Source organism: Ruegeria sp. CH8, from assembly GCF_056536985.1.
The window spans coordinates 127,116-144,149 of the sequence record NZ_JBQFQR010000012.1; the positions used below are offsets into that span (position 1 = coordinate 127,116).

Sequence of the window (17,034 nt, forward strand, 5' to 3'; positions counted from 1 at the left end):
TCGAAGGCATACGAGACGCGGTCCGGCAGAACGGGCTTTCATCGTCAGATTTGACGATCCTCAAACCCCCTATCAGATCGAAAACGGTGCCGAGGCGTTTTCCAAGCTGATGTCACAAGACGTCCGCCCGACCGCCATCCTGTGCGGCAACGACGTTCTGGCCGTCGGCGCACTGCACCGGGCGCGAGAGATGGGCCTGCAGGTACCTAAGGATGTTTCAGTCACCGGGTTTGACGATATCGAACTGGCCCGCGTCGCCGCCCCTGCGCTGACAACCGTGCTTGTGCCTCACCGGGAAATGGGTCGCCGGGCAGCGGTGGCACTGGTCGATATGCTGGAAAATCGGCCCCCCGGCGCAAGCACGCGACTGGCCACGCATATCGTCGAGCGTCAATCCCTCGGACCACCGGCCAGCACCTAGGCAGCCTCGGCTTCCATGGTCCGGAAATCATCCTTTAACCAGGAGTGGGCCTCTCCCATGGGGTCGGTGAAGTGCTGACGGATCAGCTTTGCCATCACTTTCTGAATTAGCTTCGAAGTCGTTTCGGGATAAACTTCGGTTGTGAACAGGGACACCGTTCGCACAAAGTTGCGCCCAGGAAACGGAAGCGCCCGAACGCTGTCATGGAACCTTTGCGCGCGGTGGAAACAGGCGGCTGTTGTGATCGCCCAGCCGCTGCCCTCGGCGACCAGACCGATGATCGAGTGGTTGCACTCCAGTTCGAATCGATTGGGCAGGTTATACTTGCTGCGGGTCAGCTGAATTTCGATCTGCTTGCCAATCATAAAGTCCCGTGAGTAGCGCAGCAATGGCAATTCCGCATCCGGCCTCAGCAGTTCCTCTGGCGTACCGTTGAACGCGTTGGGCAGGATTACGATAAACGGATCGCGCATCAGCGGGTATTCGATCAACCCTTCGGTCCGGTCCGAGGGCCGGGTAGCGACACCGGCATCCAATTTGTGCTCTTGCAGATTGGCAATGATCTCATGACTTGGGCGCGTGTAGTGGCGAAAACTGCAACGCGGCAGGGCCTGCGCCAAGAAACGGAACAGATCCGGTGCGATCTGGTTGTCAAAATCGTCGATAAGGGCCAACCGCAGATCCGTTGCGTGCCTCCAATTGCCGGAACGGATTTCAGCCTCGCCCCGTTTCAGGACCGTCAGCCCATCGCGAACATAGCGCGCAAATACCTCGCCTGCCGGGGTTAGCCCCATCGGGCGACGCCCGTGATCGACCAGATCAACGCCCAACGCACCTTCAAGACTGCGCAGATGATTTGATACGGTGCTGATCGACAACCCCGTTTCCGACGCGACCTGTTGAATCGATCCCGATTTGGCGACCAGCCGGAAAACTTCCAGCCAGCGAAGGCTCAGAGATTTTGACACCGCACACCCGTTGTTTCGGTTTCTTCTAAACAAACCAAGCAAAGATTGACGCACACGGCAATGGTGAAGTTGGCCGAGGGGTCACGCTCTCACACGTTCAAACCCCGGATCATAGGGCGACGGAGGGATAACCGTCGCTCGTACGCGATGGCCACAGGAATTCAACTCCATCTCAGTTCCGATGTCGTCCAGATCGGGCTGCACGAAGCCATGCGCCAAACTCAGGCCCGTGCGATGCCCCCAATCGCCTGAGGTGATCGTGCCCACGACCTATTCGCCCTGCAACAACGACGCCCCGGGATGGGCGGGTTGCCGCGAAGCGTGAATTTGCAATGCGACCAGCTTTTTGCGTGGTCCCTCGGCCTGTCTTTTCAGCAACGCGTCGCGTCCGATGAAATCGTCCTTGTCCAGTTTTACAAAACGGTCGAGGCCTGTTTCAAACGGGTCAAACTCCGTGATCAGATCGGCTTTCCAATGCAGAAAGCTCTTCTCCATGCGCATGGACTCCACTGCCCGCGCGCTGAACAGTTTCAGACCATGGGCCTTTCCGGACTGTCGCAATGCAAGATAGGCGGCGTAGAGCGAGACGATGGGAACATGGATTTTATAAGCCAACTCACCCGAGAAACTTACGCCCATCACCGTTGCCGGGGCGATGCCGACGCAACACTCGCGCACGCAGAGCCACGGGAAAGCCTCAACCGACCAGTCGCCACGGACACAGGTGGACAGGACATCGCACGCCTTGGGGGCGGCCAGCTCCAAAATGGTCTGATCGTTGGTCAGGCTGCGCAACTGCACGTCCTCGCCCTCCCGCAAGTGCTGGGTCAGCCAGTCCATGTCGTAATACTCGTTGGCGACGGCGGTCCCGTATCACGGCCGATCCGGACCCGATCGCTGGCGGGCAGGTTGGCAACAGTCGCCTTGGCCTTGACCATACCGTGATGGTTCAGCAGGTAACCCAACCCGACCATCGCGCCGAGTGACGGTGCCGCAGAACATCCCGTCCCAAAAGGCGTGCCTGTCCGCGCCCGAGATCTCGACCCGGCTGAACCCGTTCACCTCGACCAGCCCGACACCGTTTTGCACATTGGCGACCTCATCCGCGGCCAGATCAAATGTTTCGTCAAAATCGAAACTGAGCGACGGTGCGAAATCAGGAGTGGGCTTGATGTACTCGACTCTCTCCCAACCATTGACCACGGTGAATTCAGCGCCCTCCGCCGCCAGAGCAGGAGCCAGTGGCGTTGTTTTAGCTGGTCGTCCGGCAGGGCGGTGTTCGTGTGGGAAGTGAAAGCGGAATTCGTTTTGGTAGTTTTCGATGGCCTTCAACGCCGTCAGTTCAACATTCGCATGACCGGTGAACCTCCGCGGGTCCAGACACCATGTGTCGTAACAGGCCTTACCATGCACGATCTGCTGGGCCAGAAGCCAACCGTGACCGCCACCCTCGCCCAACCCGGCGCGGAGACCGATGATGCAGAACGCGTTGCGCTTGCCCTGGATCGGCCCGACCAGTGGCGCCCGTCGATCGTATAGGTGATCGGGCCGTTGACAACGGTGTGGACGCCGACCTCCATCAGCGCGGGCATTCGGGCAAAAGCACCTTCATGCATGTCTGTCACACGGTCCAGATCATCCGGGTACAGGGCGTTGACAAAGTTCGGATCGATCCCGTCCATACCCCATGTCTTGCAGTCCTGTTCGTAAAACCCCAGCAGCAGCCCGTTCTTTTCCTGCCGACAATAGTAGTCGCTGATCGGGCACCGCAGTAGAGGCATCCTTTGCCCTACATCACGAATGGCCGGGATTTCTTCGGTCAGGGAATACTGATGCTCCATGGAAGAGACCGGATGATGCACCCCCATCATCGCGCTAACCTCGTTCACCCTGTAACCGCAGGCATTTGCCACGATGTCACAATCGATACCTCCGTGTTCGGTGTGGACGGTCCAGGTGTCGTCGTTGTGCTGGGTCAAACCAACCCCCCGCATATTGCGATAGACCTCCGCCCCGGCCTTGCGCGCCCGACGGACCAGCGCCTGACACAATTGCGCCGGGCCGATGGCGCCATCCATCGGGTCCCACAGCCCGCCGATCAGGTTCTCGGTCGAGATCAGCGGGTGGCTGCGGGCACATTCCTCGGCAACGATCACCTCGAATGGAACATCCATGCCGCGCGACATCGAGGCGAAATGGCGATACCCTTGCATCTGCGCTTCGGTGTTGGCCGGACGAATGCCCCATCGCCATGGTGGTAGTCGATCAGATAATCCGGATCCTCGGCCGGTTCCTTGTACAGTTGGATCGAGTGCGTTTTCAGACCCAACGTCGTTTGGTTCATGCCGAAATTCGTCACCTGCGCCGCAGAATGCCATGTCTTGCCCGAGGTCAACTCATTCCGCTCGACCAGAACCACACCCGCCCACCCCTCTTGCGAAAGGTGATACAGCGTCTAACACCCGGCGATCCCGCCCCCGATCACAACCACTTTTGTGCGCAATTTCATTGGCTCTGCTCCCTCTGATCCGAGGCAAGTTTTGCGGAAGAACGGATTGAACCGACAAATGGGGGCCGGGACTGTTCTAAAAATAACTGTGATTGAGATTTCTGAAACTTACAGTTCCCCTTTACGGGGGGAGCAGCCTTGCCGCTTGGTGTGCCCGGAAAAATTGCAGGAAAGGAGTTGGATGGTTTTAGAGGTCAGCAAACGAAGCGGTCGCCGCGCCCGGCACGCGCAACGCGCGGCAAAACCTGGGGTCGATCCCTGCCCGCCGGGTCAGAAGGGGGGCACGTTCAAATCACTGACCCCAACTGAGCTTGAGCAAACCTACGACACCGCCCTGCGCTTGCTTGAGACGCTGGGCATGGGCAGCGTGCCCGGCCGGCTGGCCGCTGATCGTGGATTTGCGCTCCGGGACCTTCGCCGGGGGAGCGGGGAAACCACCATTCTGAACGCGGCCTCAGCGCAGATTACCAACTGGCTGAGCCTGCCCTCGGGCGTGGCTGCGTCGATGACCGACGCCAAAGCCATCGATGCGCAATATGGGGCTGAAAAAGGAATGACCTCTCTGGCCGCCGCGCTGGCCGAGGGCAACCTGATCTATGAAAGCCCGGGCATGACCGCATCGCTGTTAGGGGCCAGTTTCGAAGCGTTTGTTCTGGACGATGAAATGCACTCTCACACTTATCGGGCCTTGCGTGGGATCGAGGTGACTGAGGAAAATCTGGGGTTGGATGCGATCTGCCAGTCGGTTCCGGGTGACGGCCATTTCCTTGGCAGCACGCATAACTATGAGGCGATGGAGCGGGATTACTTCTACTCGTCCCTCGCCGACCGGAACGAGCCGCGTACCTGGCAGGAGGAAGGCGCAACCGACGCATGGTCCGCTGCGCGTGCAAAGGCCAAAGGGGTTCTGGCCACCCATCACCCGGCATACCTGACACCTGAACAAGACGCTGATATCCGCAAGCGCTTTCGCATCCTGTCCTATGCGCGCAACCCCATTTCCAAGTCGCAGATCTGCCGCTAGGCTCGCCCCAGAGCTAGTGAAGGGGAGCACATGACCAATTCGTTTTTTCAGCCGGTTTCGGCGATGGAGCTTGCCCGGTTCGCTGGCATCCCCACCTTCATGCGCTTGCCCAGCATGACGCTGGACCACGACCGTATTGCCGAGGTTGAGCTGGGTCTGATCGGCATCCCTTGGGATGGCGGCACCACCAACCGCCCCGGAGCCCGGCACGGGCCACGCCAGTTGCGGGATTATTCGACGATGATCCGCGCGATGAACCCGGTGACCGGGGTTGCGCCTTTTTCGATGGTCAATTGCGCCGATCTGGGGGACGTCGCGCCGAACCCGGTGGATATCCAGGACACACTGGAGCGGGTGACCGGCTTCTACGCCAATCTGACTGCGCGCGGCATCACTCCGCTGACCGCCGGGGGCGATCACCTGACCACCCTGCCCGTCCTGCGTGCACTGGCCAAATCCGGTCCGCTGGGGCTGATCCAGTTCGACAGTCACACTGACCTGTTCGACACCTATTTCGGCGGTCACAAATTCACCCACGGCACCCCCTTCCGCCGCGCGATCGAGGAAGGGCTGGTGGACCCTAAACGCTTTGTGCAAGTCGGCATTCGCGGCACCGCCTACAACACCGAAGACATCGAATGGGGTGAAGCACAGGGTATCCGCATCATCCGGATCGAGGAACTGTTCGACCGCGGTATCAACGACGTCATGACCGAAGTGCGCAGCATCGTCGGCACCGCGCCCACCTATTGCACCTATGACATCGACTTCGTTGACCCGACCTATGCCCCCGGCACCGGTACGCCCGAAATTGGTGGCCCGAACAGCTTTCAGGCGCAGCAGGTCATTCGCCAGATGGCCGGTATCAATCTGGTTGGTGCCGATCTGGTCGAGGTCGCACCGCCCTTCGACCCCGAGGGCGGCACGGCGTGGCTGGGCATCTCGCTGATGTTCGAACTGCTCTGCGTTTTGGCGCAGGCGGTGGATGCGCGGCGCTAACCGACGTTTTCCGCGATCATCGAGATCATCTCGAACATCACCGCTGCTGCCGTCAGCGCGGTGATATTGTTGGGGCTATCCTTGGTGGGCATCATGCAGACGACATCCCCGCCCACGATATTCAGGCCCCGCGCGGCCCGCAGAATGCCGACTGCCTCGTCAATGTCGAACCCTTTCTCGCCAGGTTCCAGATTGGACACGGCGGGCGCGACCGTCGGGTCGAGGCAATCCAGATCGAACGTGATATAGACCGGACGGTCACCCAGAACCTCGCGTGTCTGCGCCACGACATCCTCTAGCCCGCGCTGGCGGAACTCGCGCATGGTGACGATGTTGTAGCCATAGTCATAGGACGGCTGCAGCCAATCCAGACTGCGCGGGTGCCCCCGCAACCCGATCTGCATCGACCGCGTCGGATCGACCTGCCCCTGATCGGCCAGATACGCCCCCCAATGGGCAGCTGATTTCTTGGCGCCCAGAAAGTGGTCGACCTTGGTGAACACATCCGTGTGTGCGTCCAGATGCAGGAAACTGACCGGCTCTCCGCCCGCCAGCTTGCCGTTGCCCAGCGCCTGCACGATCCCGCCGGTGATCGAATGGTCGCCCCCAACAGACACCGGCCGCGCGCCTGCCGCGTCGATACCCGTGTAAAACTGGGTGATGCGCTCGATGCAATCCTCGTTGTCATTTGCACGGGGAAACGGCACGTCGCCCACATCGGCAATCCGCGCGCTGTTCCACGGGTCGATCCCAAACACCGAATGCACCCGGCGTTGCACGGCCGAGACATGACGTAAAGCGCGCGGGCCCAGATGCTGATCCCGTTCGGTCGTACCGTTACCGGTGGAATGCGGCACGCCTACCAGCGCGATGTCCTGACCCTCGGGACCCTCGTTGGGGCAGCGAAACAAGGTGGGCACGCCCCACCAATAGAGATTGTCCATCATGGACTGTTCGTAGCGATCGGTCATTGTCTTCCCCGTTCAATGAAAAACGCCCCCGGCGGCAACCGGGGGCGTATGGGTTTAGATTTTCTCGTCTTCTCGCCGGAAGGCACCTTGAACAATCCGGTCCATTACCATGGCGAGGAACAGGATGGCGAACCCGCCCAGCAAGCCCGGCCCCTTTGCTGCGTATTGCAGCGCCTCAAGGATTTCCTTGCCCAGACCGCCGCCGCCGATCAGCGAGATGATCACCACCATCGACAGACACATCAGGATGGTCTGGTTCACGCCGGTCATGATCGATGGCAAGGCCAGCGGGATCTCCACATCCTTCAGCAACTGCCACTTGGACGCGCCAAAGGCGACCGCCGCTTCTTTGATGCTTTCTGGAACCCCGCGCATCCCCAGCGCGGTCAAGCGGATCACCGGTGGCATGCCAAAGATGATCGTGGCCAGAATGCCCGGCGGGTTGCCGGTGCCAAAGAAGGCGATGATCGGGATCAGGTAGACGAAGGCTGGCAATGTCTGCATCAGGTCCAGCACTGGTTCAGCAGCGCGGTAGGCCCGCTTGGACTTTCCGAACCAGATACCCAGCGGAATGCCGAACACAACGCACAGCAGCACCGCGGCACCGACCAGAGCCACGGTCTCCATCGCCACATCCCAGTAGCCCAGCAGCGCGATATAGGCCAGCGACGAGGCGGTAAAGATCGCCACACGCGGCCCAGCCGCACGCCATGCGGTTACGCAGATGACAAGCATCACCACCGGCCACGGCGACCCGATCAGAGCGATCGTCAAAGCATCCAAAACCGAGCGGACACCGGCGACAATGCCGTCAAAGACATCGCCCCCAGCGGCGGCGGCGGCATCAATCTGCGCCTCCATCCAACTGGCCAGGTTCGAGAAGATCGTGCCCTCCCCTTCGCCTAGTATCAGCGCTGAAACTTGTTCTTCCGGGAAAGCATCCAGCATCGCAAGCGAAGCGTTCACCGTGAACTTGTAGATGATCAACGGCGCAATCGCGGCCACTAGAATCGCGCCCAGAACCGTATTGCGTGTCGACCGACCGCTTTCCGTACTGGTCGGATCGATCCGCCATTTCGAGTACTGCTTTTCATAGACCCGGTCCGCATAGAACCCTTGGGCCAGCTTAAACACCAGCAGCATCAAAAGCCCGGTGATCATGATCCCCGACGCCTCGGCCTGAGCCGCCTGAGCTTGCGCCAGACTGCTGTCTGCCGCCTTCTGGATATTCTCGGCCAAACGATTGAACCGGTCGATATCAGCCTGTTCCGTTGCGGCTGCCGCGCGTTCCAGCAATTCGTTGGCGCGCGACTGCTGCCGTTCCGCCCGTTCGGCCAGATCAGCGCCGGGATTGCCCCATGCACCGCGTCCGATCTGAACCCAGGCGATGATCTCAAGGATTAGGAACGTCCAGAACATCCCCCAGATGGCCCGCGACGCCGACCAGAACGGTCCCAGCACCGCCGCCCAAATGTTGAACGTGTTGGGCACGGCGCTGGTGGCATCGTGGATTTTGTGGAATGCGGTGACATAGTAATCACCGTTCGGACCGACAAATTCGTGAATGGACTGGTCCAGTGCCTCGCGGTCAACCTCGATATCAGAAGCGGCCGTGACTTTCATTTCCATTGCTGCATCAGTCATTTTTGCCCCCCTGAATTCCGCGCAGCAGACGCGGCTTGGTCACGATGCCGACGTCACTGCCTGCATCGGTGATGACGACCGGCATATCAGTGTTCACCGCCAGATCGATCAGTTGGTCCAGATCCGCGCCCTCATCGGCGCGCGGCGCGCCTTCGAGTGGGCCGGAATAGCTGCCCATCGGTTCCATGATCGAATGCGCCTTAACCAGTTTCAGTTTTGAAATGCCCTGCACAAACTCGCGCACATAATCGTCGGCCGGGTTCATGACGATATCCTCAGGTGTACCGATCTGCACGATCACCCCGTCTTTCATGATGGCGATGCGGTGGCCGATGCGGATGGCTTCGTCCAGATCGTGCGTGATGAACAGCGTCGTCTTCTGCAACTGCGCCACCAGCGCCTTGAACTGGTCTTGCAATTGCAGACGGATCAGCGGGTCAAGGGCCGAGAATGGCTCGTCCATCAGCAGGATTTCCGGATCCGACGCCAACGCGCGGGCAATCCCCACCCTCTGCTGCATACCGCCCGATAGTTCCTTGGGCAGGCGATCCTCGTAGCCTGTCAGGTCCACCAGACCCAGCGCGTGATCCGAAACCGCCCAGCGCTTGGACTTCGACACTTTGCGAATCTCCAACGGATACGCCACGTTTTCGCGCACCGAGCGGTGCGGCATCAGCGCCATGTGCTGAAACACCATCCCGATCTGCTGTGCCCGGATACGGCGCAGCTCCGCCTCGGAAATCTTGGACACGTCATGGCCCAAAATCTCGATCTTGCCCGAGGTCGGCTCGATCAGGCGGTTCACATGCCGCACCAGCGTGGATTTGCCCGAGCCCGACAGGCCCATGATGCAGAAAATCTCGCCCCGCGGCACTTCGAAGGTGGCCCCTTGCACACCCACGACGCAGTTGAATCTCTCCAGAACTTCGGGCTTTCCAATGCCTTCGTTCCGTACGGCTTCCATGGCTTCTTCGGCGCGTGCCCCGAATATCTTCCACACATCCGTCAGTTTTACGACTGTTTCGGTCATACTTGTCCCTTTGATGCAAAACAGGCCGCCGGACATGTCCGACGGCCTGTCCGGTTTTCAATTCCGGTTGGCGTCAATCACTGAGACATCCAGTTCAGAACAGCATCTTCGTTGGCTGCCACCCATTCTTCAGCATAGGCCAGCGGTTCTTGGCCTTCGATCACCAGTGCATAGGTCATGGCCGAGACTGTATCGGTGTCCAGCTGCATGTTGGCCAGCATTTGGGCAACTTCGGGGAACTCTTCCTCAAGGGACTTAGCATAGTGCAGGTGCAGATAGGCCAGATCCCAGGCCACACCAGCGTCGGACTTCTCAAGCCAATCCGGATCGTCTGTGGGCTGCAACACGTTCCACTTGGACGCGTCATAAGCCGGTTCTTCCAGAATCTGCATGTCATGCAGAGCAAACACATAGTGCGGCGTATAGCAGAACCCGACCCACGGATCGCCCGCCTTGATCGCGTTGTCGAGGTTGGCATAGGCCACCGTCTCGTCGATCTCGGTCAGCTCCATCACCTGATCATAGCCGTAGGACTTGGCGCGGATTTTCTCGACATTGGTCGAGGCCCAACCCGGCGCGCCGATCCAAACCTCACCCTGACCATCGCCATTGCTGTCAAATAACGCGGCGATATCGGGATTGGTCAGGTCGTCGATTGAGCGGATATCGTTGGCATCCGCAGTCGCTTTGTCGACACACATGCCCTGAAACGCCTCAACGCCGTTAGGGTTGAAGGCAACAGTGCCTTTGTCGGTGACATAGGTATCGTGCAGGTTCTTCTGGTTCGGCATCCAAACTTCGGGATGAACATGCATCGCACCGGAATCCATCGCCTCGAACACGATCGGGTTGGTTCCGTTCTGCAGCTCGACCTCAAGCCCAAGGTTCTGTTCGATCGCCACTTTCAGAATATGTGCCGTGGCATTCACCGACGGCCAGTTCGGCACACCGATCACGATATCCGCAGCCATGGCCGGTCCGGCGACCGCCATCGATGCGCCTCCCAAAAGCGTTGCAAGTTTTTTCATCTGATATCTCCATGTTGGTCGTCCGCGGCGCTTGTTTTTGTGTCCCTATTGGGCGGTGATGCACCTTGCGAGCAGTGGCGGGAAGGCGGAACTTCCCCGGTTTCTTGGCCAGCGGCTTGCTGCGCCGGGTTGGCCAGAAAATTGAACCATGCCAGCACGCCGCCCTTCAAGACTTACATGTGGCAATCCTTACTATACGGCATTATCGTAATTTAGTTTTCGTTTTTTGCAAATAGAGGCATTCCACACACAGCATACTCCCAAGAAATAAGCCGCTCACTTTAATGTATTTTCTGTAAGGGTGCATTCAGACCAAGTGCTGACATGTGGACCATAACTGGCCTATAATCGTGCGATTTGGCCAAACAAACTTTGGCAAATTCAATCCGGACACAACCTTCCACACGCGTGTGGAAGAAAAGGTTCCCTCTGTAAGTTCGCTAACAAGGCACACAGGTCCACTAAGAAATGCCACGTTTCACGGTGCGTACAAGTTGGTGATCGGGGTTCGTCGACACGGCCCTTTGTGCGCGTGGCCTGAAAAATACGTGACAATTTGACAGATCACAAAGTCAGTGTTTACCTGAGCGCAACGAAAACAATCTGAATTTCAAAGCGTTATCAGCGCACTGAGATGTCGTTCGCGGCGTTATCGTAACCAGACTTGCAACCTGGAGAATTCTAGATGGAATTGATCACAGAACAGCTCCGCGCCTTTCCGATCATGGCGCTCTTTCTTTGTTTGGGGCTGGGATACGGCGTTGGCAAATTTCGGGTCGGAAAGTTCGAATTGGGCGGCATCGCGGGAACCCTGCTGGTGGCGGTCTTCGTGGGACAGATCGGCGGCATAAACCTAAGCACCGATGTTCAGAACGTCTTTTTCTCGCTGTTTATTTTCATGGTTGGTTACAACGGCGGGCCGCAGTTTTTCGCTGCCCTGAACCGAACCGCCCTGACCAAGCTGCTGGCCGCGTTCATGATGACGCTCTGGGGGTTGTTCTTTGTCATCGTCGTTGCCCGATTGGCCGGGTTGGACAAGGGGCTGGCAGCCGGTCTGGCCGCCGGAGGGCTGACACAGTCGGCCATCATCGGCACCGCCGGCAACGCCATCGACCTGCTGGGACTAGCTGCGGATGAGGCCGAAAAGCTCAAGACCAACATCGCGGTGGGGTATTCGGTCACCTATATCTTTGGCTCGATCGGCCCGATCCTGGCGGTCAGCGTCATTCCGATCATCATGCGCGTCGACCTGCGGCAAGAGGCGATTAAGCTGGCCCAAAAGCTTAGCGGGGGTGGCCGCAAGCTGGAGGAAGGCGAGTTCCTTCCAATGAACCGGTTCGACGCCCGCGCCTATCAGGTGAATAACGACGCTTCAATTGCGGGCCAATCCGTGAAGGCAATTGAGGGTGGATACGACGGCGATCTGATCGTCGAGAAGCTGCTACAGGATGGCGCCCCGGTTGACCCGACACCAGAAACAGTCGTCAACGCGGGTGACGTAATCGTCGTGTCGGCACTGGTTGCAACCCTGACGCAGTTTGAGGGCACCGCAAGTGGTGAGATCGGAGAATACCCGCCCGAACTGACCGTCGTGGAAGAGCGCCGCAATGTCGTCATCACCAACCGCAAACTGGCGGGCAAGACCCTGTCGGAACTGCGCGATGCCTTGACCGCGGATCAGCGGCGCGGGGTCCATGTCTCAAAGATCACCCGCATGGGGCATGACGTGCCCGTCCTGCACAACACCGAAATCCACGCGGGCGATGAGGTTTCCATCGTCGGTCACAAAGACGACCTGAACCGGGTGTCGAAAGTCGCAGGCTATGTGCCGCCATCGGCCTCAGTCACGAATTTCATCGCGCTGGGGATCGGTGTGGCCGTCGGTTATCTGATCGGGGAAATTAGCTTTGTGATTGCGGGCACCAAAGTGGCGCTGGGGTCCGGCCTTGGGTGCCTCGTGACCGGGTTGATCATCGGATACCTGCGTATCCGGCGGCCCAAAATCGGCGGCATCAACAGAGGTGCTGCGAATTTCCTGCAGAGTTTTGGTCTGGCCGTATTCGTCGGGGTTGTCGGCCTGAATGCAGGCAAGCCCGCGCTTGAGGCGATACAGGAATACGGCATTACCCTTCTGTTGCTGGGGGTCGTCGTCACGCTGATGCCGATGATCGTTCAGTTCCCTATCAACTATTTCGTCCTGCGCATCAAAAACCCGGTCGAGGCCTGCGCGGTTGTGACCGGGTCACGCTCGGGCAATCCGGGCTTTGCGACGCTTCTGGAAAAGGCCGGGAACGCGACACCGACGCCTGCCTTCACGATGACCTACGCGGTGGCGAATATCTTCCTGACCTTGTGGGGGCCCTTGGTCGTTGCCTTCGTGCCGTGATCTACATCAACAGGATCACGATGACCGAGCCCCACAGGGCCAACAGCACGTTGCCCACGGCATAGCCGAGGCCATAGCCCAATGTCGGAACCTGGCTTTGTGCCGCCTCCTGCACGGCGGCCAGACCCGGGGCGGATGTTCCTGCCCCGCAGCAGGTGCCAGCCAGAACGCCTTCGTTGATGCCAAAAACCTTGTGACCGACAAATACCGCCGATCCGTGGGCCAGCAATACGATTGCCACCGACCCGAAAATCAGCGTCGGCCCGCTTTCCATGACCCCAGTGACAAAGCTCGGCCCCGAGGTAATGCCCACGCAGGCCACGAATACGCACAAGCCCAGCGAGTCAAAAATCCACAACGTCGCCTCGGGGACAAAGCCAAACGTCCGGTGAGCCGAGCGCAACCACCCCGCCACCAGCCCTCCCAACAGCACCCCGACCGAAGTGCCCAGACCCAGCTCAATCGCGCCGTATTTCAGCGCCGGGATACCGATCAGACCACCCAGCAGGATAAAGAAGGCCACAAAGATCATGTCCGTCTGGTTGGTTTCGCGGTCCAGATAGCCCAACCGATTGGCCGCGTCCTCAATATGGCTGCGGGTGCCGGACACGGTCAGTACATCCCCCTTATGCAGGGTCACGCCTCGAAAGATAGGCAACCGCTCGCCACTGCGCATGATCCCACGCAGGTAGATGGTGCGCGCCTCGGGGCGGGCGGACAGTTCGGCTAGGGTTTGATTGACCACCTCTTTATTGGTTACGACGATATCGTTGGTTTGCACCGGAAGATCGAGAAGTTCGGGGTCTTCAACCTCTTCCCCCAGCATGCTTGTATGCTCGATCAGGTAGGACCTCAAACCTGCAATGGCGGCAATGTCGCCTTCTTGCAAAACCATGTCCCGCGTGGTCGGCAGGATTTTATCCCCGCGCCGTACCCGATCAAAGAAGGCGCGAACATGCTCGGGCACGCGGGCTTCAAGCTCGGAAATTCTGTGCCCGGCGAATTCGGGATTGATGCGATAGGCGCGGGCTTCGAAATCGCGATGCTCAGACAGCATCGGGGCGCCGTTGTCGTCCAGTTCGGCCTCATATTCCGCGCAGGCCTCTTTTAGCGAACGGCCATAGAACCGTGGGGCAAGTTGGGTGTGAAAAAAGATCGTGGCAATCACGCCAACGAAATAAGCCAAGGCGAAACCAGTGGCGATCTCACCGTCGAAAATCTGCCGCGCGGCCTCATCTGCCCCGGTTTTGGCAAATGCATCAATCGCCACACCTAGCGTAGCGCTTTCGGTGACACCACCAGCCAGCAGACCCGCCGCAATCCCCACAGACAAGCCCATCAGCGGGGCCAGCACCGCGGCAACGAAAAGTGCCACAACGCAAAGCAGCACGGTGATTGCAATCTGCGGCAATGCGCGGACGTTCAGGGATCGAAAGAATTGCGGTCCAGTTCGGTAGCCGATGGAAAACAGGAACAGCAGGAAGAAGGCCTGTTTCAGGTCGTCCGACACGACCACCCCGGTCTGACCAACTAGCACGCCGGCCAGCAGACAACCCGCCACCGACCCAACGGTGAAAGATCCGATAGTGATTTTTCCCAGCGCATAGCCAAGCGCGAGGCTGCAAAACAAAGCCAGAGCAGGATGATGACCAAAGATTGACCCGACCAGTTCCAAAGCAGCAGCCTCCCCGCAGTTCTGTCTCAGCCGTGCAGCGGCAACCCTTTCGACGCGCGATAGGCCTGCACATAGCCAATGGCCACCGCCCGCACCGCGCGACCGATCTGACGATAGGCGCTGTCATCGAGATTGGCGAAGGACACCCGTGCCGACCAGTTCGGTGCGTCAAAGCCCGACCCGTTCAGCAAGACGATCCCGTGGTCCTGTGCCAGCTTGAACGAGATATCCAGCGGGTGGACGTTATCCTTGATCCACTCGACGACTTCTTCGCCGACATATTTGCGCAGCCAGAACTCAAAATCGATGATCCCGTAATACTTGTCGAACAGAGGATTATCCGGCACTTCGATGCCCATCCCATCGACCAGCTCATCAAAGCGATGTTTCAGGATGCCCCAGCAGAACTTCTGATAGGCTTTTTCTTCATCCATCAACTCGACCAGCGAGAACAGCGTCATCATCACCTGCTGCGGCAGCGACAGACCCGCCGTGTGGTTCAGCGCCACGTCGCGGCTGTCGGCAACGATCCGGTCGATGAATTTGAACGAGCTTGGATCCGGGGTCAGTGTCTCGTACCGCGCATTCACAACGGCTTTGGTCTCGTCCGGAGCCTCGGCGATCATCTTGTCGAAGATGTTGTTCTCGGCCACCAAAATCGCACCCAGACGCCAGCCGGTGCACCCGAAATACTTGGAATAGGAGTAAACCCCGATCGTGTTCTCGGGCAGATGCCCCATCACCGACTGGAAGTTCGGTATGAACGTGCCATAGACGTCATCAGTCAGGATGATCAGGTCGGGACGGCGGGTTTTTACGAACTCAACCAGCCGGGCCATGACCTCGGGGCTGATCGCGACCGAGGACGGGTTGCCCGGATTGACCAGAAACAACGCTTTGACCTTCGGGTCGGCCAGTTGTTCGAGGTCTTCGTCGGTCAGTTGGAAATTGTCTTCCTCTTCCGAGGACACGTCCACCACGTTCAGCCCGTAATCTTCCAACACAGGCATTTCCAGATAAGGCGTAAAGATCGGCGTACCCAGCGCGATAGTGTCACCCGCGTTCAGCAGCCGCTGGTTCTTGAGTGCCTTGAAGATATAGCACATCGCAGCGGTGCCGCCCTCGACCGCATAGATGTCGAACTTTGCGTCTGGTCGATGCCCTGCGCACATCGCCCACATCACATATTCATGGACGATGGCTTCATTGTGCTTCATGCAGCGGTCCGGCATGGGATAGTGGTCGCCGACAATGCCGTCAGTCAGTTCGAGCACGAAGTCGTCCGGCGTGAAGCCGAGTTTCTCAATCGCGAAATCCACCACGGCGGCCAGAGTATCCGCGCCCGGAGGTCCGTTTTTATCCTCAGAGGCCGAACAATAAGCCTTGAGCCGATCATAACAGCCCGGCCCTTGCGGCATTCCGGCCAACCCAACCTGTCGCTCATCGCGATGGCGCTGCGCTTCGGTCATCGCGAACTGCCCCAACAGGAAGAACGCCTTGCGCGCTTTGGTGGCAATCCAGTTGGGATTGCCGCGCCCTGCGTTCAGATAGGGCAAAGCCATCTGGCGCGACTCTTTCTCGGCCAGCTTGATGAGTTCGTCTTTGATCTGAAAGGGACTTAGATTTTCAAACTTGTGCAGGTCCAGTGTTTCTGACATCGCATCAAACCCTTGCGTTAAATCCATCGGAAGAATTCAACCGGATCGTACGCAAGGATTTGTGTTTGTGTAAACTGTGCAGTCAGGCCCTGACGTAGGGGCAATCAGAAACGGGTGGATTAGTTGATCCGGGCCGATGCCGCCAGCGCACCGGCCAGGGCGTTCTGAATCTCGTCCGGGAAATCCCGACCGTTCTCATGCAACCCGGCAGCGACCCAGCCCACTGTGTGCCCCCGGCTGCCGATATCATTCGCGCGCACAACAACAGGAGACGTGCGCTCAACACTGACCAGTTCCATCGAGCGTTCGATTTCGCTTTCGGTCAGAATCATTTTGACCGCGCTGAAAATATCCACCGAGACCTGCAATGTCTGATGCTCCAACCGATGCGCCGCATCCGTCAACAGGCGCGTGCAAAAGGCGGACAGAAAGTACCAGCGGAAAATGGAAAACACCCGGCCCTGTAACTCGCCATGCACCGTGCCCCCATTCGTGGCCACGCGGGCGATTCGGTCGAACGCGTTCTTAGCAGCTTTGGAGGCTTGGCAAATCTGTCTCTCGCGCTTGGCAATAGAAATAACACGCGGCGCAAATTCCACTGCGGCTTCAGGGGATTCCAAATTCATAGACGTCCTCCAAGTTTAACTCCTGATGAGGACTTGGAAACTCTCAAGTGAAATCGGTTGCGATTTAACGCCATTTTTTGCAGAAATCGTCTCTT

At 58.8% G+C, this 17,034-nt stretch carries 14 protein-coding genes and 1 pseudogene; 4 read left to right on the forward strand and 11 right to left on the reverse strand.

All coding sequences use genetic code 11. The annotated features are described in order from the left end of the window. Nucleotides 1-76: 76 nt before the first annotated feature. The gene (locus ACR0ER_RS14985; RefSeq protein WP_480769658.1) at nt 77-421 is read left to right on the forward strand and encodes a substrate-binding domain-containing protein; all 345 of its coding nucleotides are present in this window, start codon (nt 77-79) and stop codon (nt 419-421) included. On the opposite strand, the gene ACR0ER_RS14990 is transcribed toward ACR0ER_RS14985, so the two are convergent. The 4 genes and pseudogenes from ACR0ER_RS14990 to ACR0ER_RS15005 form a co-directional block, all read right to left on the reverse strand. Next, on the reverse strand, nt 418-1,389 hold the full coding sequence (locus ACR0ER_RS14990; RefSeq protein WP_480769625.1) for a LysR family transcriptional regulator: 972 nt from the start codon (nt 1,387-1,389) through the stop codon (nt 418-420). The genes ACR0ER_RS14985 and ACR0ER_RS14990 overlap by 4 nt on opposite strands. Before the next feature lie 81 nt (nt 1,390-1,470). Continuing rightward, nucleotides 1,471-1,656, reverse strand: coding sequence for a glycine cleavage T C-terminal barrel domain-containing protein (locus tag ACR0ER_RS14995; RefSeq protein ID WP_480769626.1), 186 nt, complete (start codon nt 1,654-1,656; stop codon nt 1,471-1,473). 3 nt (nt 1,657-1,659) lie between these two features. Beyond that, a pseudogene (locus ACR0ER_RS15000) lies at nt 1,660-2,802 on the reverse strand (hypothetical protein). Next, nucleotides 2,727-3,602, reverse strand: coding sequence for an NAD(P)/FAD-dependent oxidoreductase (locus ACR0ER_RS15005; protein ID WP_480769627.1), 876 nt, complete (start codon nt 3,600-3,602; stop codon nt 2,727-2,729). The pseudogene ACR0ER_RS15000 and the gene ACR0ER_RS15005 overlap by 76 nt, the downstream one beginning before the upstream one ends. A 477-nt stretch (nt 3,603-4,079) precedes the next feature. On the opposite strand from ACR0ER_RS15005, the gene ACR0ER_RS15010 reads away from it, so the two are divergent. Both ACR0ER_RS15010 and ACR0ER_RS15015 read left to right on the forward strand, forming a co-directional pair. After that, on the forward strand, nt 4,080-4,922 hold the full coding sequence (locus tag ACR0ER_RS15010) for a trimethylamine methyltransferase family protein (RefSeq protein ID WP_480769628.1): 843 nt from the start codon (nt 4,080-4,082) through the stop codon (nt 4,920-4,922). A 30-nt stretch (nt 4,923-4,952) separates the two neighbouring features. Then, on the forward strand, nt 4,953-5,921 hold the full coding sequence (locus ACR0ER_RS15015; RefSeq protein WP_480769629.1) for an agmatinase: 969 nt from the start codon (nt 4,953-4,955) through the stop codon (nt 5,919-5,921). Here ACR0ER_RS15015 and ACR0ER_RS15020 read toward each other — a convergent pair. From ACR0ER_RS15020 to ACR0ER_RS15035, 4 genes are all read right to left on the reverse strand, one after another. After that, nucleotides 5,918-6,892: an arginase family protein gene (locus tag ACR0ER_RS15020; protein ID WP_480769630.1), complete on the reverse strand. Its 975-nt coding sequence runs from the start codon at nt 6,890-6,892 to the stop codon at nt 5,918-5,920. The two genes, ACR0ER_RS15015 and ACR0ER_RS15020, sit on opposite strands and share 4 nt — an antisense overlap. Before the next feature lie 54 nt (nt 6,893-6,946). Next, nucleotides 6,947-8,536, reverse strand: a complete 1,590-nt coding sequence (locus ACR0ER_RS15025) for an ABC transporter permease (protein WP_480769631.1) — start codon at nt 8,534-8,536, stop codon at nt 6,947-6,949. Then, complete coding sequence (locus ACR0ER_RS15030; RefSeq protein WP_480769632.1) at nt 8,529-9,566, reverse strand: quaternary amine ABC transporter ATP-binding protein; 1,038 nt, start codon at nt 9,564-9,566, stop codon at nt 8,529-8,531. The genes ACR0ER_RS15025 and ACR0ER_RS15030 overlap by 8 nt, the downstream gene beginning before the upstream one ends. Before the next feature lie 77 nt (nt 9,567-9,643). After that, nucleotides 9,644-10,594 (reverse strand): ABC transporter substrate-binding protein, encoded by a 951-nt coding sequence (locus ACR0ER_RS15035; RefSeq protein WP_170333951.1) that lies wholly within the window; start codon nt 10,592-10,594, stop codon nt 9,644-9,646. A gap of 685 nt (nt 10,595-11,279) precedes the next feature. Between ACR0ER_RS15035 and aspT (ACR0ER_RS15040) the strand changes: the two genes are divergently transcribed. Beyond that, entirely contained in the window at nt 11,280-12,980 is a 1,701-nt protein-coding gene (gene aspT, locus ACR0ER_RS15040; protein WP_480769633.1) for an aspartate-alanine antiporter, read from the forward strand. A 1-nt stretch (nt 12,981) separates the two neighbouring features. Here aspT (ACR0ER_RS15040) and aspT (ACR0ER_RS15045) read toward each other — a convergent pair whose 3' ends face one another. The 3 genes from aspT (ACR0ER_RS15045) to ACR0ER_RS15055 form a co-directional block, all read right to left on the reverse strand. After that, nucleotides 12,982-14,655, reverse strand: a complete 1,674-nt coding sequence (gene aspT, locus ACR0ER_RS15045) for an aspartate-alanine antiporter (protein WP_480769634.1) — start codon at nt 14,653-14,655, stop codon at nt 12,982-12,984. A 26-nt stretch (nt 14,656-14,681) separates the two neighbouring features. Further along, nucleotides 14,682-16,340, reverse strand: a complete 1,659-nt coding sequence (locus ACR0ER_RS15050) for a bifunctional aspartate transaminase/aspartate 4-decarboxylase (RefSeq protein WP_480769635.1) — start codon at nt 16,338-16,340, stop codon at nt 14,682-14,684. Nucleotides 16,341-16,432: 92 nt separating this feature from the next. Further along, complete coding sequence (locus ACR0ER_RS15055) at nt 16,433-16,939, reverse strand: hypothetical protein (protein ID WP_480769636.1); 507 nt, start codon at nt 16,937-16,939, stop codon at nt 16,433-16,435. Nucleotides 16,940-17,034 lie beyond the last annotated feature (95 nt).

What these genes read in the sequence shown, in the direction of transcription:
- ACR0ER_RS15010 (WP_480769628.1), top strand. Translation starts at nt 4,080, where the DNA reads ATGGTTTTAGAGGTCAGCAAACGAAGCGGTCGCCGCGCCCGGCACGCG.
- ACR0ER_RS15025 (WP_480769631.1), bottom strand. Translation starts at nt 8,536, where the DNA reads ATGACTGATGCAGCAATGGAAATGAAAGTCACGGCCGCTTCTGATATC.
- ACR0ER_RS15030 (WP_480769632.1), bottom strand. Translation starts at nt 9,566, where the DNA reads ATGACCGAAACAGTCGTAAAACTGACGGATGTGTGGAAGATATTCGGG.
- ACR0ER_RS15055 (WP_480769636.1), bottom strand. Translation starts at nt 16,939, where the DNA reads ATGAATTTGGAATCCCCTGAAGCCGCAGTGGAATTTGCGCCGCGTGTT.
- ACR0ER_RS15035 (WP_170333951.1), bottom strand. Translation starts at nt 10,594, where the DNA reads ATGAAAAAACTTGCAACGCTTTTGGGAGGCGCATCGATGGCGGTCGCC.
- ACR0ER_RS15015 (WP_480769629.1), top strand. Translation starts at nt 4,953, where the DNA reads ATGACCAATTCGTTTTTTCAGCCGGTTTCGGCGATGGAGCTTGCCCGG.
- ACR0ER_RS15050 (WP_480769635.1), bottom strand. Translation starts at nt 16,340, where the DNA reads ATGGATTTAACGCAAGGGTTTGATGCGATGTCAGAAACACTGGACCTG.
- ACR0ER_RS15020 (WP_480769630.1), bottom strand. Translation starts at nt 6,892, where the DNA reads ATGACCGATCGCTACGAACAGTCCATGATGGACAATCTCTATTGGTGG.
- aspT (WP_480769633.1), top strand. Translation starts at nt 11,280, where the DNA reads ATGGAATTGATCACAGAACAGCTCCGCGCCTTTCCGATCATGGCGCTC.
- ACR0ER_RS15005 (WP_480769627.1), bottom strand. Translation starts at nt 3,602, where the DNA reads ATGCAAGGGTATCGCCATTTCGCCTCGATGTCGCGCGGCATGGATGTT.